Here is a 23,899-nt window from a genome sequence, read left to right as displayed (position 1 = left end):
ACTAAAAGACGGTAACCGACTCATAATGACCTCCGCTGTATTTGCGAGCGAGCGTCTGGCTGGGAAGTTCCTGGAATAACGCGCGATAACTGCTGGAAAACCGCCCCAAATGCCAGAACGACCAGTGCATCGCCACTTGCGCGACCGTCGTATCGCTGGCCGTACGGCTGAGCAACTCACGGCGCGCACTGTTGAGCCGGCGCAAGCGTAGCCAATGCGTGGGCGACATCCCGGTATCTGCTGATAGTACTGCACCCAACCCGGTGTGGCGCGGATCTGCTCGGCCACGTCGGCGGTGTTGAAGGCTTGAACCTGTAACGGATTGCACGCTGTCATGGGGTGACCTTACGCACTCGTTTGGTGCGCTTTCGTGCTGCTTAAAGTGGATAGATGGAACGCCACGGCTCACCCAAGATAGTCGTCAACGCGCCACAGGGGAAGTGTCCGGTGGATGAAGCCGCCCTTCCCGGCGTTAATCGAACCAACGATGAGGTTTTTTGTGAATGCCCCTTTCGATCAGCTGTTCACGTGGCTGAAAGATCACAAGATTACCGAGGTCGAGTGTGTGGTCAGCGACTTGACCAGCATTGCTCGCGGCAAGATTGCACCCACCAACAAGTTCTTGCATGGGCGAGGCATGCGCCTGCCGGAAAGTGTGCTGTTGCAAACGGTAACCGGGGACTTTGTCGACGACGACATCTACTACGACCTGCTCGATCCTGCTGACATCGACATGGTCTGCAAACCTGCTGCCGACGCGGTTTACGTCATTCCATGGGCCATCGAGCCGACCGCCATCGAGGACGCCCTGACCCGCATGGAAGAGTGCGAAACCATCGAGCGTTACCTGGGTAGCAAATTCGTCCGGGGTTATTTCGCGGTCAAGCGGGCCGAGCACGAAAATTTCAAACGCGTGATCAGTTCCTGGGAGCGCGAGTTCCTGCTGCTCAGTGTCTGAAAACCCCGCGCTCACAGAGAGAACACCACCTGAATAACCGAATAACTCAAAGAGGTGTCGATATGCGTTTATTGAAATCCGTGGTTCCGGTCGCGCTGGCGGTATTGTTCAGCACTGCAGCACAGGCTCAGCCAAGTGTGAGCGTCTACAACTGGACCGATTACATCGGCGACACCACCCTCGCCGATTTCCAGGCGAAAACCGGGATCAAGGTGATCTACGACGTGTTCGACTCCAACGAAACCCTGGAGGGCAAACTGCTCGCCGGCCGCACCGGGTATGACGTGGTGGTGCCGTCCAACCACTTTCTCGCGCGCCAGGTAAAGGCCGGCGCGTTCCTCAAGCTGGATCGCTCGCAATTGCCCAACTTCAAAAACCTCGACCCGAAATTGCTGACGCTGCTGGAGAAAAACGATCCGCAGAACGCGCATTCCGTGCCCTATTTGTGGGGCACCAATGGCATCGGCTACAACGTCGACAAAGTCAAGCAAGTGCTGGGCATCGATCACATCGATTCCTGGGCCGTGTTTTTCGAACCCGAAAACCTGAAGAAACTCAGCCAATGCGGCGTGTCGATGATGGACTCGGCCGATGAAGTGATCCCGGCAGTCTGTCCTCGACAAACTTTACATCTCCACCACCCCGCCCCAGGCGATCATGCGTCTGATGACCCGTTCCTGGAGCAAAGTGAAGTCCAACCAATGAATCAATACGACAACCAACATGCCCGCTCCTATTACGCGGCGTCGGCCAATGGCATGGCGCCCTGCCCCACACTGGACTCGGACCTTGAGGCCGATGTTTGCGTGGTCGGCGGCGGTTTTACCGGGGTCAATACCGCGATCGAACTGGCGCAGCGCGGGCTCTCGGTGATTCTGCTGGAGGGCCGGCGGATCGGTTGGGGCGCCAGCGGTCGTAACGGCGGGCAGTTGATCCGAGGCATCGGCCATGACGTCAGCGGTTTCGCCCGTTATGTCGGCGAGGAAGGCGTGCGCTATCTGGAGCGTGCAGGCATCGAGTCCGTGGAACTGGTGGGTAATCGCATCCGTGAACATGAGATCGATTGTGACCTGCGCTGGGGCTTCTGCGAGCTGGCCAATACCCCGGCGCAATTCGCGGCGTTCAAGGCTGAACTGCAAAGTCTCGCCGAATTGGGTTACGCCCATGAAACCCGACTCGTCGGCCCCAAGCAACTCCGCCAGCAAGTGGTGGGCTCGGACCTTTATGCCGGCGGCCTGATCGACATGGGCTCGGGCCACTTGCATCCGCTCAATCTGGTGCTCGGCGAAGCGCGGCTGGCGCAAGCCCTCGGGGTGCGGATCTTCGAGCAGAGCCCGGTGCTGGAGTTGATCCACGGCAGCACCGTGCAGGTTCGCTGCGCGGGCGGCACGGTACGCGCCGGCCGTCTGGTGTTGGCGTGTAACGCGCATCTGGAAGAGCTCGAACCGCGCCTGAGCGGCAAGGTGCTGCCGGCGGGCAGCTACATCATCGCCACCGAACCTTTGGCGCCTGAGGTTGCCGCGCAATTGATCCCGCGGAACCTGGCGCTGTGCGACCAGAAAGTCGGCCTCGACTACTACCGACTCTCAGCGGATCGACGCTTGCTGTTCGGCGGTGCCTGCCATTATTCCGGGCGCGATCCGGTGGACATCGGTGCCTACATGCGGCCGAAAATGCTCAAGGTCTTCCCGCAACTGGCGGATGTGCGCATCGACTATCAATGGGGCGGCAAGATCGGCATCACCGCCAACCGCTTCCCCCAGGCCGGACGCTTGAGCCAGTACCCGAACGTGTTCTACGCCCAGGGCTATTCCGGCCATGGCCTGAACGTGACCCACTGGTGCGCACGGCTGCTGGCCGAAGCGATTCACGCCGGGCACAGCCAGGGGCTGGACGTGTTCAGCGCCGTGCCGCACATGACCTTTCCCGGCGGACGAGTCCTGCGCTCGCCGCTGCTGGCCCTTGGCATGTTTTGGTATCGCCTGCGTGAATTGCTTGGCTGAAGGGGGATACCCTTTGCAAGGGCGACGTTATTGGTTGAATGTCAGGGCTTGCTCGCGAAGAACGATGACGCGGTCGATCAGACTTCATGCCCCCATCCTCTTGAACAGCCATTTAATTTGCTCAATCGCAAGTCACTTCTATATTGAGGAGGTGCTCTGACTTTTCTGCCACCCGGCGAGTGCGGCCCATGGCGACGACTGACTCATTGATCATCTGCGAGCACTGCGACTGCGTGTATGAAAAAGTCACGCTCGCCAAACATCAAAAAGCCCTCTGCACCCGCTGCGGCGGCGTGCTTCAGCGCTACAACGGCTTGTCGGTGCAACAGCGTCTGGCGCTGAGCTTCACGGCGGCAGTGTTGTGGACTTTCGCCAATTTCTATCCGGTCATGAGCATCAGCCTCAAGGGCATGAAAAACAGTGCGACACTTTGGGATTCGGTGGTGGCGCTGAGCCAGGGGCCAATTACTTTTATTGCACTGGTGGCGGCGATTTCCATCATCATTGCACCGGTGTTCCAACTGCTCCTGCTGATCTGGGTGTTGAGCTTCGCCCTCACCTCCCGACGCTCGCCCGGCTTCAAGCTGTGCATGCGCTGGCTGGAAACCCTCAGGCCCTGGAGCATGTTGGAAGTCTGCCTGCTGGGGGCCATGGTCGCGGTGTTCAAACTCGCCGGGTTGCTGGATGTGCTGCCCGGCATCGGCCTGTTTGCCCTGGCCGTCCTCAGCCTGTTGCTGATCCGCATCGCCGGGCGCGATGTGCGTGAATTGTGGGACAGGCTATGAACAGGCCGCCGCTCGCCAGCGAACTCAACCTGTGCCTGTGCCACAGCTGCGGCATGGCCTGTGACATGACCGATCAACCTCAAGAGTGCGAACGCTGCGGCGCGCCACTGCATGCCCGTAAACCCAACTCACTGACCCGCACATGGGCCTATTTGCTGGCCTCACTGGTGTTTTATATCCCGGCCAATCTATTGCCGGTCATGAACACCAGTCTGTTCGGCAACGGCTCCGACAGCACCATCATGAGCGGTGTGCTGGAGTTCTGGGCGCACGGTGCGTGGGACATTGCCCTGATCATTTTCATCGCCAGCATCGCGGTGCCGGGCATCAAGTTCGTTGCGCTCTCCCTGTTGCTGATCACGGTGCAACGCGGCAGCCTTTGGGCTCGCAAGGAACGTTCGAAGCTGTACCGTTTCGTCGAGCTGATCGGCTATTGGTCGATGCTCGACGTGATTGTCGTCGCGCTAGTCGCGGCACTGGTGAAATTCCAGGCCCTGGGCGATATCGAACCGCGCCAGGGCATTCTGTTCTTTGGTCTGGTGGTGGTGTTCACCATGCTGTCGGCGATGAGTTTCGATCCGCGGCTGATCTGGGATACAGAGCTGAACAACCCACCCAATGAGGAGCTCACGGATGAAGTCCCAAGCCACTGACGTGCCGCAAGCCCCCGGCCAGGCCGCTATCAAGACCCGTCGCTTCAGCGTGTCGCTGGTGTGGATCGTGCCGATCGTTGCCGTGCTGGTGGGCATTTCCCTGGTGGTGCACAGCTGGATGCAGGAAGGTCCGACCATCACTGTCACGTTCAAGACTGGCAGCGGTCTCACGGCCAACAAGACCGAGGTCAAATACCGCAACGTGGTCATCGGCCATGTCTCGGAGGTGAAACTGAGCGGCGACCAGAAAAGCGTCAACGCCACGATCCAGCTCGACAAACAGGCTGCAAGCTTTACTCGTAAAGACTCGCAGTTCTGGGTCGTGCGGCCGCGTATCGGTGCCGGCGGCGTTTCGGGCATCGATACCTTGCTCTCGGGTGATTACATCGGTGCTGACATCGGCCAGGCCGATGCCCGTTCCAAACACTTCACGGGGCTGGAAAACCCGCCGCCCATTACCTATGGCGAGCCGGGCAAACGCTTCATGCTGCACACTCAGGACCTCGGCTCGCTGGACATCGGCTCCCCCGTTTATTACCGCAAGATCCCGGTTGGGCAAGTGGTGGCGTATGCGCTGGATGCCGACGGCAAAGGGGTGAACATCGAAGTTTTCGTCCACGCGCCCAACGATGCCTATGTCACCGAAAATACGCGGTTCTGGAACGCCAGTGGTATTGATGTGAATGTTGGCGCCAACGGTTTTGCGGTGAAGACCGAGTCCCTGTCGGCCCTGTTGGTGGGCGGCATCGCGTTCCGCGCGCCGGAATACAGCCCCAACGATCAAGCGGCCGTCGAGGATAATACCTTCGACCTGTTCGAGGATGAGCAAACCGCTCTGGCCCCGCCCAACGGCAAGGCACAGTACCTGAGCCTGCGTTTCGATCAGGCCTTGCGCGGGCTCAAGGTCGATGCACCGGTGGAATTCCTCGGCGTCGAAATTGGCAAAGTCGTGGCGATCAATCTGGACTTCGACGCGAAGAAACGCAGCTTTCCGCTCAATGTCGGCATCGTGATCTACCCGCAACGACTCGGCCAGGCCCACACCAAGATGCTTAAGGCCTTGAATCATGATCCCAATGACGAAGCCGCCAGCATAAAACTGATGGGCAGCTTCATCGACAACGGCCTGCGAGCCCAGGCCCGCAGCGGCAATCTGTTGACCGGTCAGCTTTACATCGCGCTCGACTTCTACCCCAAAGCAGAGAAAGTCGTGTTCGATCCGACCGCCCGCCCCGTCGTTATTCCCACCATTCCCGGCAGCCTCGAGCAGTTGCAGGAAAAACTCGAGAGCATGATCAACAAGATCAACCAACTGCCCATCGAACGCATTGCCGGCAACCTCGACAGCAACCTCGTCGAACTGCGCAAGGGCCTCGTACAGTTCAACGCCAGGACCCTGCCCGGCGTGCAGACTACCCTGGCGGACGTCAGCAAGACCTTGCAATCGGCCAGTTCGACCCTCGCCGAGGACTCACCGCAAAGGGAACAACTGAGCCAGACCCTGGACGAACTCGGACGCATGTCGCGCTCGTTGCGTGAACTCTTGGACTACATGGGCCGGCATCCGGAATCGCTGATTCGCGGCCGCCCCGACAATGCCGCGCCGATGGATCTGCAAGGGCCACCGCGCAACTGACCACAGGAGCTACACCATGGCTTTTTCGCTGAAGATCACGCTGGTCACTGCGTTGTTGTTGCTCACCGCTTGCCGCAGTGATCCGATTCAATTCCACACCCTGACCCCGGCTCATCCGAGTGGTGCAAGCGGCGCAGCGGACATCCAGATCGAAAGCATCACAGTGCCGCCCCAGGTCGACCGCCCGCAGATCGTCATTCGTCAGGGCAACGCCGGCCTGGCAATCCTCGAAACACAATGGTGGGGCGCGAGCCTGTCGGATGAATTGCGCAGTGCCCTGGTCGATCAATTGGTCAACAGTAACCCGCAGCGCAAAGTATCGTTGCGACTGGAGGTTCAGCGTTTTGATTCGATACCCGGTCAGTACGCATTGATCGACGTCAAATGGCGCCTGCGCAATCTCGGCGAAGGCGATGCCGCATCGGTCACCTGCCGCAGCACCTTGCAGACCCCTTCCGGCGCGAGTATCGATGACCTGGTGGTGGCCCATCAGAACAATGTGAAACGCTTGGCTGCCACCATCAGCCAAGCCGTCGCCAGCACATCGAGAAACTGTCCGGCGGTCAAATAACGGTCATCAGGCGCCTTCCAGCTCGACGGTGAAACAACAGCCGTTGGGCTGAAGGCTACTGAGTTCCACTCGCCAATTCTGATGGGTACAAATCCGCTGGACCAATGAAAGACCTAACCCCAGGCCTTCTCCCCGGCGCTCGTCACCGCGAACGAAGGGTTGAAACATCGCTTGGCGTTTTTCTTTCGGGATGCCTATGCCGCTGTCTTCGACGCTGAAGCCGTGCGCCCGCAAGGTCAGGCGGATGTAGCCGTGATCGGTGTAATGCCAGGCATTGCGCAGCAAATTGCCCATGACCGATTGCAGGAACGTCACGTTATGGCGATCCGACGAAATGTGTTCGTCGTCGTAGATGAACTCGATGCGTTTTTCCCGGCCCAGCGCCTCACGTAACCGGCCCAGGGTCTGATCGAAGGACAGCGCCAGCTCTCCCACTTCGTCAACCGCATAGTCGGGATGAAGCGCAGGGTCCATTTCCAGCAACTGATCGCGATGACGTACCTGGCGCGCGAGACGAATGACTGGCGCCATCACGCGCCTGGCCAGCAACCGCCCCAACACAACCGCCAGCAGGCTGCTCAAGACGAACCCGACGACCACCACCGAGAACAGCACCTGTTCACGCTGTTCGACGCTTCGCCGGTCTCGCAACAAAACGTATTTGCGACCGCCCACCATGTTCACCATGGCGTAGTACTTCGTACCCGCGTAGAGGATTTCCTGAAAACCCGGTGCAAGCGCCGCCAGTTCTGTATCCAGCGCCATCGCCCCCGGGCCGTCCTGGATGAAAAACAGTTCGTCCTTCTCCGGCTGATGGGTCCACCCGGCGACCACTGTACGTGGTGTACAAGACAAGTGTTGCAACAACCAACCAACCAAATAAGCAGTTAAATTCCTCTACGCAAAATTTTCACATCCCTTTCACTACTCCGACACCTGCCTTGAACTAGTGTCTTTCCATTGCCCTTCAAGCGTTGTTACGCAGGGTCGTATTTGAAAGTTGTTCTCTATTGCGTACCGACGGATGAACAAAACGTGGTTAATTATGTATCGCGCAAACTGCCAACGGCACGAATCATTACATCGCGGCTCATCAAACTGGTTGCAGTAGCGGCGGCTCTGGTCATCGCCGCGCTGGTGATGGGGTTTGTCTGGTGGCCCAGATCTCCGGTCAATCTGGGGACTGCCGGATCCGGAGTGACCAGCAGTCTGGTCCATCGCTGGCAAGCCGGTGAAGTGGTGGCGCTGGTTCGTCATGCCGAGCGTTGCGACCGCTCCGGCAACCCGTGCCTTGGCCCCGCCGACGGCATTACTCAAATCGGCAGTGCTGCCGCAACAGCCGTGGGGCAAGGTTTTATGCAGTTGGGCATGGCGCAGACCGATGTGTTGAGCAGCCCGGCTACCCGCACGGCGCAAACCTCGCACTACATGTTCGGCAAAGACGCGGTTACCCAGGACTGGCTGGTCAGTTGTGGCAAAACCCTGCGTAACGATGTGGTGGCGCACAAGCAAGCCCATCGAAATCTGGTGCTGGTCACGCACAGCGGTTGCATCAGCGATTTCGAAGCCCAGACCGGTTTCGAGCACGCGACGACCAGTGAGTATGGCAGTGCCTTGTTCGTGCAAATTACCGCCGATGGGCAACCTCAGGTACTCGGCATTGTGAATGCCACTGACTGGCAGACGCTGTTGCACGATAAAGCCTTGAAACAATAACCGTGGCAAGAAACGTCGATACCAAGAAAGTGTTTTTGTTCGGGCGGACTATAACTAGTCCGTAACCATTAGATGGCTGGCGTAACTTCTGTAGTCCAAATCGTTATTGCGTTGCTTTATGTAAGAAGTTTCGCTAGTTCAAGCGTGCACCGAGCGGAATAACCTCCTTCTGTGCCAAGGTCGAGTCATGACGTCCAATAACTTGTTGCCCCACCCCGCCGCCCCTGGGACGACCCGCAAAAAAGGCGCGGTCGGCGTGGTGATGCGGGTTAACAGTGTCGCGGAAATACAGGAAGTCGAGCTGTTGCCCATCGATGGCAAGCGTTACCAGCGCGGCAACCTGGAGATTCTGATATTCCCGCTAAGCCAACCCTGACGTGGTCCTCCCTACAGAAAACCTTATTCTGATCGACAATATCGTTGGAAATTTGTCCGCTACAGCGTCGGTTCGGGTTTTTCCGTTGAAATCAAAATGACATCTATTAAAGGTTTTTTTGACGTTTTTTTCTCATTTGGCGCTCTACATTCGCGGCGACTCAAACATGCAAATGATTCGCATTGTTCCGCTAGTGAATCCGCGCGTGCTGACTAAAAAAACAGGAGCCGTCTACAGAATGATTTCCCGCATCCCCTCGTTCCTTAAAAAAGCATTGCTGACCACTGCTTTCCTCAGCGCCGGTCACGTGTATGCCGCCGCGCAGGCTGACGGTATCGTGGTCTACAGCGCTCAACACGAAAGCCTGACCAAATCCTGGGTCGAAGGCTTCACCAAGGAAACCGGCATCAAAGTGACCGTGCGCAATGGCGACGACACCGAGATGGGCAATCAGATCGTGCAGGAAGGTGCAGGCTCCCCGGCCGACGTGTTCCTGACCGAAAACTCCCCGGCCATGGTGCTGGTCGACAACGCGGGGCTGTTTGCACCGGTTGCGCCGACCACGCTGGAACAAGTGGGCGCGGCCTATCGTCCGGCGCATGGCAAATGGGTAGGGATTGCCGCACGCTCCACGGTGTTCGTCTACAACCCGGGCAAGCTGGCCGAAGCGGACTTGCCAAAATCGCTGATGGACCTCGCCGCGCCGAACTGGAAAGGCCGCTGGGCCGCTTCGCCGGCCGGTGCCGACTTCCAGGCCATCGTCGCCGCCGTGCTGGAGCTCAAGGGTGAAGCCGCTACCCTCGACTGGTTGAAAGCCATGAAAACCAACTTCACTGCCTACCGGGGCAACAGCGCTGTGCTCAAGGCGGTCAATGCAGGTCAGATCGACAGCGGCGTGATCTATCACTATTACAGCTTCGTCGATCAGTCCAAGACTGGCGAAAACAGCAAGAACACCTCGCTGAACTACTTCAAACACAAGGATCCAGGTGCCTTCGTCAGCCTGTCCGGTGGCGGTGTTCTGGCTTCCAGCCAACACAAGGAACAGGCCCAGGCCTTCCTGAAATGGATTACCGGCAAAGACGGCCAGGCGATCCTCAAGACTGGCAACTCGTTTGAATACGCCGTGGGCAAAAACGCAGAGTCCAATCCGAAACTGGTACCGTTGCAGCAACTCGACGCCCCGACTGTCGACGTCTCGAAACTCGACAGCAAAAAGGCGGTAGAGCTGATGACCCAGGCCGGGTTGCTCTAAATTGCTTCCCGAAACTCTGCCGGCAGAGGTCGTTGCGCCGACCTCTGCAAACTTGCGCGCACGTTCTCGCGGTGTCTTCGCGGGCCGCGGTGGCGCATGGGTGATTGGTTTGTCGGTGCTGATGTCGTTGCTGGCGTTACTGCCGATTGCTTTCGTCATCGGCGTGTCGGTGCAGACAGGCTGGGCGACGCTTGTGACGCTGGTATGGCGCCCACGCGTCGGCGAGTTGCTGATCAACACCGTGTTGCTGGTGTTGCTCACCATTCCCTTGTGCATCGCACTCGGGCTGGCCCTGGCCTGGTTGACGGAACGCACCAACATGCCGGGACGACGCGGGTGGTCGCTGTTGGCGACGGCGCCGCTGGCGGTACCGGCATTCGTACACAGCTATGCCTGGGTCAGCCTGGTCCCACCAATTCATGGGCTGTTTGCCGGCGTTCTGGTTTCGGTCATCGCCTATTTCCCGTTTCTTTACCTACCGATAGCGGCGACTTTGCGCCGGCTCGATCCGGCCATCGAAGATGTCTCCGAGTCGTTGGGGCTCAAGCCCTGGGCAGTGTTTTTTCGCGTGGTGTTGCCGCAATTGCGCCTGGCCATCTGCGGCGGTGCCTTGCTGGTGGGGCTGCACCTGCTGGCCGAGTACGGTCTGTACGCGATGATCCGCTTCGACACCTTCACCACGGCCATCTTCGATCAGTTCAAGTCCACCTTCAACGGGCCTGCCGCCCATATGCTGGCCGGCGTCCTCGCACTCTGCTGCCTGGCCATGCTGACGGCCGAGTCGGCTGCCCGCGGCACGGCGCGTTACGCCCGGGTCGGGTCGGGAAGCGCGCGCGAACAAAGGATCGTGCGCCTGAATGTACGCACCACCCTGCTCGCGCTCATGCTGCAAGGAATGACCTGTGTTCTGGCACTCGGTGTGCCGTTGGTCACCCTTGGCAAGTGGCTGATAGCCGGTGGCGCGCAAGTCTGGCACTTAAGCGAACTTCTGCCGGCGCTACAGCAAACGCTCACGCTCGGAGCTGCCGGCGCACTCATTACCACCTGCGCGGCCATCCCGATTGCCTGGCTGTCGATTCGCTCGCCGAGCCCGTTGCAGCGCGTGCTGGAAAGCTGCAACTACATTACCAGCGCGTTGCCGGGAATTGTCGTTGCGCTGGCATTGGTGACCCTGACGATTCATTTTGCCCGGCCGATTTACCAGACCACCGTCACGGTGCTGCTGGCTTATTTACTGATGTTTTTGCCCCGCGCCCTGGTGAGTTTGCGCGCGGGCATCGCCCAGGCGCCGGTGGAGCTGGAGAACATGGCCCGCAGCCTCGGCCGTTCGCCCGGTCGGGCGTTGTGGCTGATCACTCTGCGTCTGGCCGCACCCGGTGCTGCCGCTGGCGCCGCGTTGGTGTTTCTGGCGGTCAGCAATGAGTTGACCGCGACCCTGCTGCTCGCCCCCAATGGCACGCGCACCCTGGCCACCGGTTTCTGGGCAATGACCAGTGAAATCGACTATGCCGCCGCTGCGCCCTATGCCTTGCTCATGATTCTGCTGTCGCTTCCGTTGACCGGACTTCTTTATCACCAATCCAAACGCACGGCTGGCCGATGAACGCTCTTGAACTCCACTCGATCTGCAAGTCCTACGGTTCTCACCGAGCCCTGGAGAACATCAGCCTGTCGGTACCGACAGGAAGCCGTACGGTTATCGTCGGCCCGTCCGGTTCGGGCAAGACCACCTTGCTGCGAATGATCGCCGGTTTCGAATTCCCGGACTCGGGCAGCCTTTCGCTCAATGGCCAGATGCTGGTCGACAGCACCCACGAGGTACCCGCGCATCAGCGGTTGATCGGCTATGTTCCGCAGGATGGCGCACTGTTCCCGCACATGACCGTAGCCGCCAACATCGGTTTCGGGCTTGCGGCCAAGGGCGTTGCCAAGCAGGAACGTGTCGCTGAGTTGATGGACAGCGTGGCGCTGGATTCGAGCATGGCCAAGCGTTGGCCGCATGAACTCTCCGGTGGCCAGCAACAGCGTGTCGCGCTGGCCCGGGCCCTGGCGCAACAACCACGGTTGATGTTGCTGGATGAGCCGTTTTCGGCGCTCGATACCGGCTTGCGCGCCGCCATGCGCAAATTGGTCGCACGGCTTCTGGCAGACGCCGGTGTCACGACCATTCTGGTGACGCACGATCAAAGTGAAGCATTGTCGTTCGCCGATCAGTTGGCGGTGATGCGTCAGGGCCGGTTAGTGCAATCCGGTCATCCGCTGGACCTTTACCGCTATCCCGACGATGAACAAACCGCCCTGTTTCTCGGGGATGCCGTGGTCATGCCGGCCAGAATCGAAGCGGGCTGGGCCCATTGCGATCTGGGTCGTATACCGGTCAACAACCACAGAAATAACAAATCAGCGCAAATCATGCTGCGCCCCGAGCAACTTCAGGTGACCAGCGCACCCCAGGGGCTGGCGCAATCGGACGGCTGTCGCGGTGTGGTCACCGAATGCGATTTCGGGGGTAACACCTGCACCTTGACCGTGGAATTGCAGTCGTTGGCAGCGGCAGAACGCCCGGGTCGTTCATTGCTGGTGCGCAGTTCCGGCATGCACGCGCCACCCGCTGGCAGCGAGGTTCATGTGTCGACCATCGGCCATGCCCATGTACTGAGCGAACCTTAAGCCCGCTCCTACATGGACCGCGTCTTGACTGACTGGCATTGGGGTTAACGGGTTGGTTATTAAGCGATTGAATCGGTAACAGGTCAGTCAAACGAAATCGCCTTGAATAAAAACTGTTCAAAAAACAACTAAGCAACGCAGCACAAGTCCATTAAGGCGGACACTTCTGTACGCCCTCTCCTACAAAAAGCGCGATAAACGGTAGAAGCCTGAACAGTGCCTGTATGGGTTTCAAATAAACGAATCACCTACCGGGTTTTCATGTTCCTTTCACAAAATCGCGCTTAACCTCAATGGATACGAGATGGCGCCTTGATAGCGTCGAACCTGCCGGTCACGACAAGAAAAATCAAGCAATGTGATTTATCACTAATTTCTGGCAACTGCTTGATGCCGCTTTTTTTTTATCGTCTACGCTGATCTTGGATCCAACATTTTCGCCTGCCAGGCTATTTATTTTTTCAGTTCCGAGGTGCCCATGAGTCAGGCGTTTCTCCCCTTCTCTCGCCCCAGTATCGGCGAGGAAGAAATTGCTGCGGTAGAGCAAGTACTGCGCTCCGGCTGGATCACTACCGGGCCGAAAAACCTGCAACTGGAAGAACACTTCGCCAATTATGTCGGCTGTCGGCATGCCGTCGCATTGTCCTCGGCCACCGGTGGCATGCATATCACGTTACTGGCATTGGGCATTGGTCCCGGCGACGAAGTCATCACACCGTCGCAGACCTGGGTGTCGACCGCCAACATGATCTGCCTGCTCGGCGCGACGCCGGTTTTCGTCGACGTTGATCGCGGCACCTTGATGAGCGACCTGGCGAGCATCGAAGCGGCAATCACGCCGCGCACCAAGGCCATCATTCCGGTGCATTACGCCGGCGCGGCATTCGACCTCGATCCGCTCTACGCACTGGCCGACAAACACGGCATCGCTGTTATCGAAGACGCGGCTCACGCGGCGGGCACCTTCTACAAAGGTCGGCACGTCGGTGCTCAGGGCACGGCGATCTTCTCCTTCCATGCGATCAAGAACATGACCTGCGCCGAAGGCGCGATGTTCGTCAGCGATGATGAAGCGCTGGCCACTCGGGTGCGCATGCTCAAGTTTCATGGCCTGGGCGTCGACGCCTACGACCGCCTGACCCACGGCCGCAAACCCCAGGCCCAGGTGATGGAGCCCGGCTTCAAGTACAACCTGGCCGACATCAACGCGGCTATCGCCCTGGTGCAGCTGGAACGTCTGGACGCGATCAACGCCAAGCGCACGGAACTGGCCCAGACCTACCTGCAACGCCTCGAAGGCTTGCCGGTGCAACCGCTGGCCATTCCAGCGTATGCCCAGCAGCACGCCTGGCACCTGTTCATCCTGCGCATCGACACCGAACGTTGCGGGCTGGACCGCAAGGCGTTCATGAAGGCCTTGCAGGAACAGAACATCGGCACCGGCATTCACTTCATCGCTACCCACCTGCACACCTACTACCGCCAGCGTTTCCCCAACATCTACCTGCCCAACACCGAATGGAATTCGGCGCGGCTGTGTTCGATCCCGTTGTTCCCCGACATGACCACCGACGATGTCGATCGTGTCGTCGGCGCCATTGAAAAAACACTGGACAGAAGCCTGTGAAACCTTATCCGATCCGTTGCGTATCAATCGTCATCCCGGTCTACAACGAGCAAGACAGCCTGCCCGAGTTGCTTAGGCGCACCGAAGCGGCGTGCCAGCAACTGCACCAGGACTACGAAATTGTGTTGGTCGACGACGGCAGCCGCGACAACTCGGCGCAAATCCTCGAGGACGCTGCCAGTCGCGAGTGCAGCCCGGTGGTGGCGGTCATTCTCAACCGCAATTACGGCCAGCATGCGGCGATCATGGCCGGGTTCGAACAGTGCAAGGGCGATGTGGTCATCACCCTCGACGCCGACCTGCAGAACCCGCCGGAAGAAATCCCGCGGCTGGTGGCTCAGGCCGAACTGGGCTACGACGTGGTTGCCACAGTGCGTAACAACCGTCAGGACTCGGCCTTGCGTCGCTGGCCGTCGAAGCTCATCAACCTGGCCGTGCAGCGCTCCACCGGCGTCGCCATGACCGATTACGGCTGCATGCTGCGCGCCTATCGCCGGACCATCGTCGACGCCATGCTCGCCTGCCGCGAACGCAGCACCTTCATCCCGATCCTGGCCAACAGCTTCGCCCGGCACACCACCGAAATTCTGGTAACCCACGCCGAGCGCGAACACGGCGAATCCAAATACAGCCCGATGCGCCTGATCAACCTGATGTTCGACCTGATCACCTGCATGACGACTACGCCCCTGCGCCTGCTGAGTATCGTTGGTTTCGGCATGGCGGCACTCGGCGTGCTGTTCGCCATCGCGTTGGTTGTGCTGCGCCTGGTTTTCGGTGCCGGCTGGGCCGGCGGCGGTACGTTCGTCCTGTTCGCCGTGCTGTTCGTTTTCACCGGTGGGCAATTCATCGGCATGGGCCTGCTGGGTGAGTACCTGGGCCGCATGTACAGCGACGTTCGGGCACGCCCACGGTTCTTCATTGAAAAGGTTCTGCGTAGCACCCCCGCTGCCCCTGCTCCCGTTGTCACCGTTGACGGTCTCACTTCCACTTCTTCAGGTCAGGTTCTCGCATGAGTGTAAAAGCTGTTGTCTTTGCCTATCACGATATTGGCTGTGCCGGCATCGAAACCCTGCTCGACTCGGGTTTCGAGATTGCCGCCGTGTTCACCCACGCCGATGATCCGAAGGAAAACGCCTTCTATGGCTCTGTTGCCCAACTGTGCGCCCGCAAAGGCATCCCGGTACACGCCCCGGAAGACGCCAATCACCCACTGTGGATCGAGCGCATCAGCAAGCTCAACCCCGATTACCTGTTCTCGTTCTACTACCGCAATCTGCTGAGCGAACCGCTGCTGGCCACGGCCAGCAAAGGCGCGTTCAACCTGCATGGCTCGTTGCTGCCGCGTTACCGTGGCCGGGCACCGGCCAACTGGGTGCTGGTCAACGGTGAAACCGAAACCGGCGTGACCCTGCACCGCATGGTCAAACGTGCCGACGCCGGCGCAATCATCGCCCAGCAACGGGTGGCGATCGAGCGCACCGACACCGCGCTGACCCTGCACGGCAAATTGCGCCTGGCCGCCAGCGATCTGCTGCGCGACACCTTGCCCGCACTGCTTCAGGGCAACACCAGCGAAACCCCACAGGACGAATCCAAAGCCACGGTGTTTGGCCGTCGCACCCCGGCGGACGGCAAACTGGTCTGGAAAAACCCCGCCGAAGAGCTGTTCAATCTGGTGCGTGCCGTGACCCAGCCTTACCCGGGTGCGTTCTGTGCCGTGGGCGAGCACACGCTGATTGTCTGGAGCGCCGACGTCGTCAAGGGCAACGAAGGCCACGCCCCGGGCCGGGTCATCAGCGTCGATCCGTTGCGGATCGCCTGCGGTGAAGACTCGCTGGTGATCAACGCCGGCCAGCGTAACGACAACGGTCTGTACCTGAGCGGCCCGCAACTGGCCAACGAACTGGGGCTGGTCGATGGCTCGGTGCTGCGTGGCGCCGAATCGGGCCGTGCACCGCGTCGCACCCGAGTGCTGATCCTTGGCGTCAACGGCTTCATCGGCAATCACCTGTCCGAGCGCCTGCTGCTTGACGACCGCTATGAAGTGTACGGCCTGGACATCGGCTCGGACGCCATCGAGCGCCTGCGCAGCCATCCGAATTTCCACTTCGTCGAAGGCGATATCAGCATCCACTCGGAGTGGATCGAATACCACATCAAGAAATGCGACGTGGTCCTGCCACTGGTGGCGATCGCCACGCCGATCGAGTACACCCGCAATCCGCTGCGCGTATTCGAACTGGATTTCGAAGAAAACCTGAAACTGGTTCGCTACTGCGTCAAATACAACAAGCGCGTGATCTTCCCGTCGACCTCCGAAGTCTATGGCATGTGCCAGGACGCCAATTTCGACGAAGACAGCTCCAACCTGGTGGTCGGGCCGATCAACAAGCAACGCTGGATCTACTCGATCTCCAAGCAGCTGCTCGACCGGGTGATCTGGGCTTACGGCCAGAAAGGCCTGAACTTCACCCTGTTCCGCCCTTTCAACTGGATGGGACCACGCCTGGACCGTCTGGACTCGGCGCGCATCGGCAGTTCCCGGGCCATCACCCAGTTGATCCTGAACCTGGTGGAAGGCACGCCGATTCGCCTGTTCGACGGCGGCGAGCAAAAACGCTGCTTCACCGACATCGCCGATGGCGTCGAAGCCCTGGCGCGGATCATCGACAACGACAACGACGCCTGTAACGGTCAGATCATCAACATCGGCAACCCGGACAACGAAGCCAGCATTCGCCAGTTGGGCGAAGAACTGCTGCGTCAGTTCGATGCTCACCCGCTGCGTGACAACTTCCCGCCATTCGCCGGGTTCCGCGATGTGGAAAGCAAGGCTTTTTACGGCACGGGCTATCAGGACGTGTCTCACCGCAAACCGAGCATCGCCAACGCCAAACGTCTGCTTGACTGGGCACCTACGGTGGAGATGAGCGAGACCATCGGCAACACGCTGGACTTCTTCTTGCGCGAAGCCATGCTCGAAATCGCGGACAAAAAACGTTGACGCAGGCAGGCCTTCGAATCGATGTCGACACTTACCGAGGCACCCGTGAGGGGGTGCCTCGGTTACTCGAAATGCTCGATGAAGCACAGGTCAAGGCGACGTTTTTCTTCAGCGTCGGACCAGACAACATGGGGCGCCACTTGTGGCGCCTGATCCGTCCGCAGTTTCTCTGGAAGATGCTTCGTTCCAATGCTGCCGGCCTGTATGGCTGGGACATTTTGCTAGCCGGCACCGCGTGGCCGGGCAAACCGATCGGTCGCGACCTCGGGCACCTGATGCGTCAGGCCCAGGCGGCCGGGCATGAAGTCGGCCTGCACGCCTGGGATCACCACGGCTGGCAGGCCAATGCCGGACGCTGGAGCCAGGCGCAACTGATCGAGCAGATTCGCCGTGGCGTCGACAGCCTCAGTGACATCCTCGGGCAAAAAGTCGAATGCTCGGCGTCTGCCGGTTGGCGTGCGGACGAGCGTGTGATCGAGGCCAAGCAGGGTTTCGGCTTTCGCTACAACAGCGATTGTCGAGGCCAGGGCCTGTTCCGGCCGACCTTGGCCGATGGCAGTTCGGGGGCACCGCAGATTCCGGTGGACCTGCCGACCTTCGATGAGGTGGTCGGCCCGACCGTCGCAGCCAAAGACTTCAACACCTTCATTCTTGAGCGGTTTTCCCCGCAAAAACTCAACGTCTACACTATCCATGCCGAAGTAGAAGGGATTCTGATGGCCAACGATTTTCGCCAGCTACTGGCCGATGCTCGCCAACGTGACATTCACTTCCAACCCTTGGGCGATCTGCTGCCCGAGGCCCCCGCCACTTTGCCGAAGGGCCGGGTCGTACGCGGCACCCTTGAGGGGCGTGAAGGCTGGCTAGGGGTCCAAGGCGCATGAGCAAACCCTGGGCATTACCGTTATTACTGGTCGTTCTGGCGCTGGCGTACTTGTTGCCGCTGGGCTCTCACGGCCTATGGATTCCCGACGAAACCCGTTACGCCCAGATCAGCCAGGACATGCTCCTGAGCGGTAACTGGGTGTCGCCGCACTTCATGAGCCTGCGTTACTTCGAAAAACCGATCGCGGGCTACTGGATGATCGCCATCGGCCAGGCGCTGTTTGGCGACAATCTGTTTGGCGTGCGTATCGCCTCGGTGCTGAGCACCGGGCTGAGCGTGTTGCTGTGTTACCTGATCGCCCACCGGCTGTGGAACGAGCCGCGCAAGAGTTTCGCCTGCGCGCTGTTGTACATGAGCTTCACCGTGATTGCCGGCCAGGCGGGTTACGCCAACCTCGATCCGCAATTCACCTTCTGGGTCAATCTGAGTCTGGTGGCTTTGTGGTTTGCGCTGGACAGCGTCAACCGTGGCCCGCGTCTGCTCGGTTGGACGGTGCTGGGGCTGGCCTGCGGCATGGGCTTCATGACCAAGGGTTTTCTCGCCTGGCTGTTGCCAGTGCTGGTCGCCCTGCCCTGGATGCTCTGGCAAAAACGCTGGCGTGAACTGTTGGTTTACGGCCCGTTGGCGATCGTCGTGGCCATCGCAGTCAGCCTGCCTTGGGCCCTGGCGGTGCACTCACAGGAACCCGATTACTGGCGGTTCTTCTTCTGGCACGAACACATTCGCCGCTTCGCCGGGGATGACGCCCAACACGATGCCCCCTGGTGGTTCTACCTGCCACTGCTGGTGGCGTTCAGCCTGCCATGGGCGGCGTTGCTGCCATCGGCGCTGAAACAGGCCTGGCAGACCCGGCGTCAAGCCAGTATCGCTTTCCTGCTGCTATGGCTGCTGATGCCGTTGGTTTTTTTCAGCTTGAGCAACGGCAAGCTGCCGACCTACATCATTCCCTGCCTGCTGCCCCTGGCGTTGCTGCTGGGTCATACCCTGGCGGATCGTCTGAAGCTGGAGCAGGGCCGAGTGCTGGGGATCAATGGCCTGCTGAACCTGACGCTGGGCCTGATCGTCCTGATTGCGCTGGTCTGGCTGCAACTGAAAAAACCGTTGTACACCCACGAACTGCACAACCTGGTGTTGGTGTTCATCGGGTTGATCGGCTGGATCATGGCCAACCTCCTGCAAGCCTTCCGCCCTTTGCAATGCTGGGCGGCACCGGCGCTTGGCAGTTTGCTGCTGATCGGCTTGCTGCCGGCCGGGCTGCCCGACTCGGTGGTGGCGAACAAGATGCCTGATCAGTTCATCCTCGAACACGTCGAGGAGCTGGCGCAGACCGGCAAGCTGTTGAGCAATGACTTGGGCGCCGCCTCAGCCCTGGCCTGGCGCCTGAAACGCCCCGACGTGGCGTTGTACAACACGATAGGAGAATTGAAATATGGCCTTGCCTATCCTGACGGCATACAACGGCGGGTCGACCTCAATGACGTACAACAGTGGATGCGCGAAGCGCGCCAGAGTGGCTCGGTCGGCGTGGTGATGCGGGTCAAGGGGGATGACGAACTGCAAGAAATCGAACGGCTGCCCAAGGATGGCAAACGTTATGAACAAGGTAACCTGGTGATTCTGATCTTCCCTCGGGACGCGTCATGAGCCTGTTGCTGCTACTGACCGCCTGCCTGCTGACTTGCCTGGGCCAGATCGCCCAGAAGTACGCCGTGGAAAGCTGGCGTGGCAAGACCTTGGGCTGGGGCGAGAAACTGCGCTCGCCTTGGCTGTGGCTGGCGCTCGTCTCTCTGGGGTTGGGCTTGCTGGTCTGGTTGCTGGTGTTGCAGCGTCTCGAAGTCGGAATCGCCTATCCCATGCTCAGCCTGAATTTCGTGCTGATCACACTGGTCGCCCGTTTCGTCTTTCACGAAGTCATCGACCGCCGTCACTGGTTGGGCGTGGCGCTGGTGATCGGTGGCGTGGCGTTGCTGGGGCAGCAGGCATGAGCCTGCGTCGCGGACTCGCCTTCGCGCTGAGCAGCGTGTTGCTGGGCAGCGCCGCACAGTTGGGCATGCGCTGGAGCATGACCCGCTTGCCGCATCCCGAACAATGGTTACCTGCCTTGAGCAACGGCAGCATCAATGTGTCCGCCGTGGCCGTCGTGCTGGCCGCCATTCTCGCCTATGCCGTGTCGATGCTTACCTGGCTCGCCGCCCTGCGGGATTTGCCCCTGGGCCGGGCCTATTCGCTGCTGAGCATCAGCTACGCGCTGGTGTATGTGCTGGCTGCCAGCCTGCCGTTGTTCAACGAAGCCTTCAGTCTTTCAAAAACCCTGGGGGTGGCGCTGGTCATCCTCGGCGTTATCACTATCAACTCTCGACCTGCTCGCGCGCCCACTATCAGGAGTGCTTCATGAAAATCAGTGTATTTGGTAGCGGTTATGTTGGCCTGGTGCAAGCTGCCGTCCTGGCTGAAGTCGGCCATGACGTGGTGTGCATGGACATTGACGAGAAAAAAGTTGCGTTGCTGCAACAGGGCCACGTCAGCATCTTCGAGCCGGGGCTGGCCAGCCTGGTGCGTGAAAGCCTGGAAGCCAAGCGGCTGCACTTCACCTCGGACGAAAAATTCGCGGTGCAACATGGCCAGGTGCTGTTCATTGCCGTCGGCACGCCGTCCTGGAAGGATGGTTCGGCGGATCTGCAATACGTGTTGTCCGTGGGTGAAGCGGTGGCGCGTCATCGTGAACAGCCGGTAATCCTGGTGGAGAAATCCACGGTGCCGGTGGGCACCGGCGATACGCTGCGCGCCCATATCGAAAAGTACCTGCTCAAGGCCGGCCGGCAATTGCAGTTCGATATCGTTTCCAACCCGGAGTTTTTGAAAGAAGGTTCGGCCGTGGCCGATTGCCGGCGCCCGGACCGCATCATCATCGGCTGTGAAGGCGATGAGGTGCGCGACGCGATGCGTGACCTCTATGCACCGTTCAACCGCAACCATGACCGCATCATGTTCATGGACCTGCGCAGCGCCGAGCTGACCAAATACGCCGCCAACTGCATGCTGGCGACCAAAATCAGCTTCATCAACCAGATCGCCGAACTGGCCGAACACCTGGGTGCCGACATCGAATCGGTACGACTGGGCATCGGTGCCGATTCGCGCATCGGTTACCACTTCATCTATCCCGGCTGCGGTTACGGCGGCTCATGTTTCCCCAAGGACATGCGCGCACTGATTCACAGCGCCGAAGAAGCCCATTGCAACAGCGACCTGCTGCAAGCGGTGGAAGCCATCAACCAGCGGCAGAAACACAAACTGTTCGAACGTATCAATGCCTTCTACAAGGGTGATTTGCGCGACAAGACCTTCGCCGTGTGGGGCTTGGCCTTCAAGCCCAACACCGACGACATGCGCGATGCGCCGAGTCGGGTGCTGCTCGAATCGCTGTGGGCTGCGGGGGCCAATGTGCGGGCGTTCGACCCGGAAGCCATGCAGGAAACCCAACACCTTTATCCTGACGAACCGAAGCTGATGCTCATGGGCACGCCGGAATCGGTCCTCACGGGGGCCGACGCGTTGATCATCTGCACCGAATGGCAGCAGTTCAAGGCGCCGGACTTCGACCTGATCCAGCAACGTCTCAATGCACCGGTGATTTTCGACGGGCGTAACCTGTACGACGCCGAGCGCCTGGCCCGCAGCGGTTTCCTGTACTTCCCGATGGGCCGCGGTGAATCGTGCAAGTTACCGATTCCCCATCAGCAATGGCCAGCGGCCTCAGTCGTCGCGTGAGTGCGGTATCGCCCGGCATTCGTCGGCAGTCCTTAGGGTTCGGGCTGCTGACGCTGATGCTGTTCATCGCCGGGGCGTATCAGCAAACGGCGATCGGTTTCGATTCGCGGTTCGTGCTGTTCGCCCAGGAGATGCTGCGCCACGGGCCGTCGTTTTTCCCGACCACCTATGGCCAGCCCTATGCTGATTACTCGGCGCTGTCGACGTTGTTCGTCTGGTTGCTGTCGCTGCCGTTCGGGCAGGTCAACAGCCTCAGCGCCTGGTTGCCGAGCGCCATCGGCGCCGCGGTGATCGTCACGTTGATGTACCGGTTGCTCGCGCCCTGCTCCACACGCTGGGCGCTGCTGAGCATCGCGCTGATGTTGCTCACCAGTACGTTTGTCACTGAAACCCGTGCCGTGTCCCAGGACCTGATGCTGGCGGCCGTCGCCTTTTCGGTGTTCTACCTTGGGTACGCCGCTGATCATTTCGCAATGCCCCGTCGGTGGCCGCTGATCTTTGCGTTACTGTTATTAGGTTTCGGGATTCGCGGGCCGATCGGGCTGGTAATCCCCACCGGCATGCTGTGCAGCTACTACCTGCTCAATCGCCAGTGGTCGCGGTTGTTCGGTTTCGGTCTGTTGGCGGCGGTGTTGCTGCCGGTGTGCGTCGGCGCATTACTGTGGCTGGCCGAAGCCAGTGGTGGAACGGCCTTTATGCAGGACGTGGTGCGCATGCAGTTCATGGGGCGCATGGACGGCAGTGAAGGCGTCAGTGGTTCGCTGTATTACTTCACCGCGTCGTTAGGCAACTATGCGCTCGCCTATCCGCTGGCGCTGCTGGCATTGGCCGCGGTCTGGCTGACGAACCCACGGCGGGCCGGTCCGGCATTGCGCCTGTTGCAATACTGCACGGCAGCCGGGTTGATCGTGATGATTGGTTTATCGATTCCCCAAGCGAAAAAAGCCCGTTACCTGCTGCCGATGCTGCCCATGGCGGCGATCATTGCGGCGTACCCGTTTCAGGTGGCACAGGGTCGGGTGTTCGGTTGGTTGCGGGGTTTGATGCAAGGGCTATGGTTGTTGATTCCGGGGGTGTTGATCGTCGCATTGCTGATCGCTCTGTGGCGTCTGCCAGCACAACCGCCTGCCTTCGTGCCGGTATTGATCGTGCTTGCAGCCCTGCAAATCATCGCGCTGACGGCGTGGTTCCGCACCCACTGGCGGGCCGAGGTGTTGGCCTGTTGCGCGGTTCTGGCACTGTGGTCGGTGTACATCCTGGTATTTGAACCGGTCGAGCGTCAGCTTTACGACACACAAACCTTCAGTCGAGCGGCATTCGCACAGGTACAGAAAGACCCGGCGCCGCTGGTGCTGCACGGCATGGGCAAGGACGCCAAGGCGATCAAGTTCATGGTCAATATCGAGCAGGATTTGCAACCGGTGTTCACAGAATCCATTCAGGAACTGGAGGCCCTGCCCGGCTCGGCCTGGTTGATGATGGACCGCAACGACCTGAAGGCCCTGCAAGGCACTCGCCTGGGCAACTTGCAACCAGTGTTGAGTGGGCGTTTCGATAAAAACGATTTCGTGTTGCTGCACACGCCCCCCTTGTAGGCGCTGCCGAAGGTCGCGATTTTTTGGCCGCTTCGATGTTGCTGAAGATCAAGATCAAAAGATCGCAGCCTGCGGCAGCTCCTACATAAAGCCCGGTATGGAGCTACATATTCATGAACTGTCTGTCAGGCAACAGTTTCAGGGCCAGGGCGCTGGCCGCAAGTTGTTGTTAACGGCACTCGAACACGCAGACAAACGAGAACTCCACTCTCTGACTTTGACCACGTTTCGCGACTTACCCTGGAATGAACCGTTTTATCGGCGGTTCGGCTTTGAAACATTGAGCCCGGCTGAAATCGGCCCACGTTTAACGTCGGTGTTGAACAACGAAATCAACCACGGTTTGCCAGGGGAGCGACGCTGTGCGATGCGTTTGAAGCTGCGTTAGCC

Annotated in this window: 22 protein-coding genes and 2 pseudogenes; 22 read left to right on the top strand and 2 right to left on the bottom strand. The window is 59.7% G+C overall.

Annotated elements, in window-relative coordinates; genetic code table 11:
• Window position 1: 1 nt before the first annotated feature.
• Window positions 2–241, bottom strand: a pseudogene (locus tag LOY38_RS14195) (helix-turn-helix domain-containing protein); the annotation flags it as partial.
• Window positions 242–487: 246 nt separating this feature from the next.
• Here LOY38_RS14195 and LOY38_RS14190 point away from each other — a divergent pair.
• The 7 genes and pseudogenes from LOY38_RS14190 to LOY38_RS14160 form a co-directional block, all read left to right on the top strand.
• Window positions 488–799 (top strand): annotated as a pseudogene (locus LOY38_RS14190) (glutamine synthetase); the annotation flags it as partial.
• A gap of 18 nt (window positions 800–817) precedes the next feature.
• Window positions 818–958 (top strand): hypothetical protein, encoded by a 141-nt coding sequence (locus LOY38_RS30345; RefSeq protein ID WP_408980631.1) that lies wholly within the window; start codon window positions 818–820, stop codon window positions 956–958.
• Window positions 959–1,020: 62 nt separating this feature from the next.
• Complete coding sequence (locus tag LOY38_RS14180; protein ID WP_408980612.1) at window positions 1,021–2,961, top strand: FAD-dependent oxidoreductase; 1,941 nt, start codon at window positions 1,021–1,023, stop codon at window positions 2,959–2,961.
• A 188-nt stretch (window positions 2,962–3,149) separates the two neighbouring features.
• Window positions 3,150–3,746 carry a paraquat-inducible protein A gene (locus LOY38_RS14175; protein WP_258700567.1) on the top strand — a complete coding sequence of 199 codons (597 nt, stop codon included), beginning with the start codon at window positions 3,150–3,152 and terminating at the stop codon, window positions 3,744–3,746.
• On the top strand, window positions 3,743–4,399 hold the full coding sequence (locus LOY38_RS14170; protein ID WP_258700566.1) for a paraquat-inducible protein A: 657 nt from the start codon (window positions 3,743–3,745) through the stop codon (window positions 4,397–4,399). Before LOY38_RS14175 ends, LOY38_RS14170 begins: the two co-directional genes overlap by 4 nt.
• Window positions 4,380–6,035, top strand: a complete 1,656-nt coding sequence (locus tag LOY38_RS14165) for an intermembrane transport protein PqiB (RefSeq protein WP_258700565.1) — start codon at window positions 4,380–4,382, stop codon at window positions 6,033–6,035. The genes LOY38_RS14170 and LOY38_RS14165 overlap by 20 nt, the downstream gene beginning before the upstream one ends.
• A 16-nt stretch (window positions 6,036–6,051) precedes the next feature.
• A complete protein-coding gene (locus LOY38_RS14160; protein WP_258700564.1) occupies window positions 6,052–6,606 on the top strand; it encodes a membrane integrity-associated transporter subunit PqiC in 555 nt (184 codons plus the stop codon).
• Between the two features lie 6 nt (window positions 6,607–6,612).
• On the opposite strand, the gene LOY38_RS14155 is transcribed toward LOY38_RS14160, so the two are convergent.
• Entirely contained in the window at window positions 6,613–7,461 is an 849-nt protein-coding gene (locus LOY38_RS14155) for a HAMP domain-containing sensor histidine kinase (protein ID WP_258700563.1), read from the bottom strand.
• Window positions 7,462–7,641: 180 nt separating this feature from the next.
• Here LOY38_RS14155 and LOY38_RS14150 point away from each other — a divergent pair, with 180 nt between their 5' ends.
• The 15 genes from LOY38_RS14150 to LOY38_RS14080 all read left to right on the top strand — a co-directional run bounded on the left by LOY38_RS14150 (window position 7,642) and on the right by LOY38_RS14080 (window position 23,897).
• Window positions 7,642–8,322: a histidine phosphatase family protein gene (locus LOY38_RS14150; protein WP_258700562.1), complete on the top strand. Its 681-nt coding sequence runs from the start codon at window positions 7,642–7,644 to the stop codon at window positions 8,320–8,322.
• A 187-nt stretch (window positions 8,323–8,509) separates the two neighbouring features.
• Window positions 8,510–8,698 carry a hypothetical protein gene (locus tag LOY38_RS14145; protein WP_258700837.1) on the top strand — a complete coding sequence of 63 codons (189 nt, stop codon included), beginning with the start codon at window positions 8,510–8,512 and terminating at the stop codon, window positions 8,696–8,698.
• Window positions 8,699–8,936: 238 nt separating this feature from the next.
• Entirely contained in the window at window positions 8,937–9,953 is a 1,017-nt protein-coding gene (locus LOY38_RS14140) for an iron ABC transporter substrate-binding protein (RefSeq protein WP_258700561.1), read from the top strand.
• A 121-nt stretch (window positions 9,954–10,074) separates the two neighbouring features.
• Entirely contained in the window at window positions 10,075–11,556 is a 1,482-nt protein-coding gene (locus tag LOY38_RS14135) for an ABC transporter permease (protein WP_408980630.1), read from the top strand.
• Window positions 11,553–12,623 (top strand): ABC transporter ATP-binding protein, encoded by a 1,071-nt coding sequence (locus tag LOY38_RS14130; RefSeq protein ID WP_258700559.1) that lies wholly within the window; start codon window positions 11,553–11,555, stop codon window positions 12,621–12,623. The genes LOY38_RS14135 and LOY38_RS14130 overlap by 4 nt, the downstream gene beginning before the upstream one ends.
• A gap of 478 nt (window positions 12,624–13,101) precedes the next feature.
• Window positions 13,102–14,250, top strand: a complete 1,149-nt coding sequence (arnB, locus tag LOY38_RS14125) for a UDP-4-amino-4-deoxy-L-arabinose aminotransferase (protein WP_258700558.1) — start codon at window positions 13,102–13,104, stop codon at window positions 14,248–14,250.
• Entirely contained in the window at window positions 14,247–15,266 is a 1,020-nt protein-coding gene (gene arnC, locus LOY38_RS14120; protein WP_258700557.1) for an undecaprenyl-phosphate 4-deoxy-4-formamido-L-arabinose transferase, read from the top strand. Before arnB ends, arnC begins: the two co-directional genes overlap by 4 nt.
• Window positions 15,263–17,257: a bifunctional UDP-4-amino-4-deoxy-L-arabinose formyltransferase/UDP-glucuronic acid oxidase ArnA gene (arnA, locus tag LOY38_RS14115; protein WP_258700556.1), complete on the top strand. Its 1,995-nt coding sequence runs from the start codon at window positions 15,263–15,265 to the stop codon at window positions 17,255–17,257. The genes arnC and arnA overlap by 4 nt, the downstream gene beginning before the upstream one ends.
• Entirely contained in the window at window positions 17,254–18,141 is an 888-nt protein-coding gene (gene arnD, locus LOY38_RS14110) for a 4-deoxy-4-formamido-L-arabinose-phosphoundecaprenol deformylase (RefSeq protein ID WP_258700555.1), read from the top strand. The genes arnA and arnD overlap by 4 nt, the downstream gene beginning before the upstream one ends.
• A complete protein-coding gene (gene arnT, locus LOY38_RS14105) occupies window positions 18,138–19,787 on the top strand; it encodes a lipid IV(A) 4-amino-4-deoxy-L-arabinosyltransferase (protein WP_258700554.1) in 1,650 nt (549 codons plus the stop codon). The genes arnD and arnT overlap by 4 nt, the downstream gene beginning before the upstream one ends.
• Window positions 19,784–20,128 carry a 4-amino-4-deoxy-L-arabinose-phosphoundecaprenol flippase subunit ArnE gene (gene arnE / locus LOY38_RS14100; protein WP_258700553.1) on the top strand — a complete coding sequence of 115 codons (345 nt, stop codon included), beginning with the start codon at window positions 19,784–19,786 and terminating at the stop codon, window positions 20,126–20,128. Before arnT ends, arnE begins: the two co-directional genes overlap by 4 nt.
• Complete coding sequence (arnF, locus tag LOY38_RS14095) at window positions 20,125–20,538, top strand: 4-amino-4-deoxy-L-arabinose-phosphoundecaprenol flippase subunit ArnF (protein ID WP_258700552.1); 414 nt, start codon at window positions 20,125–20,127, stop codon at window positions 20,536–20,538. Before arnE ends, arnF begins: the two co-directional genes overlap by 4 nt.
• Complete coding sequence (locus LOY38_RS14090) at window positions 20,535–21,914, top strand: UDP-glucose/GDP-mannose dehydrogenase family protein (protein ID WP_258700551.1); 1,380 nt, start codon at window positions 20,535–20,537, stop codon at window positions 21,912–21,914. The genes arnF and LOY38_RS14090 overlap by 4 nt, the downstream gene beginning before the upstream one ends.
• Entirely contained in the window at window positions 21,887–23,509 is a 1,623-nt protein-coding gene (locus LOY38_RS14085) for a glycosyltransferase family 39 protein (RefSeq protein WP_258700550.1), read from the top strand. Before LOY38_RS14090 ends, LOY38_RS14085 begins: the two co-directional genes overlap by 28 nt.
• Window positions 23,457–23,897 (top strand): GNAT family N-acetyltransferase, encoded by a 441-nt coding sequence (locus LOY38_RS14080; RefSeq protein WP_258700549.1) that lies wholly within the window; start codon window positions 23,457–23,459, stop codon window positions 23,895–23,897. The genes LOY38_RS14085 and LOY38_RS14080 overlap by 53 nt, the downstream gene beginning before the upstream one ends.
• The last annotated feature ends 2 nt before the right edge of the window (window positions 23,898–23,899 follow it).

Source organism: Pseudomonas sp. B21-015, from assembly GCF_024749285.1.
GTDB lineage: Bacteria > Pseudomonadota > Gammaproteobacteria > Pseudomonadales > Pseudomonadaceae > Aquipseudomonas.
The sequence above is the reverse complement of the archived record's forward strand: the minus strand, read 5'-3'. Positions and strand labels throughout refer to the sequence as shown.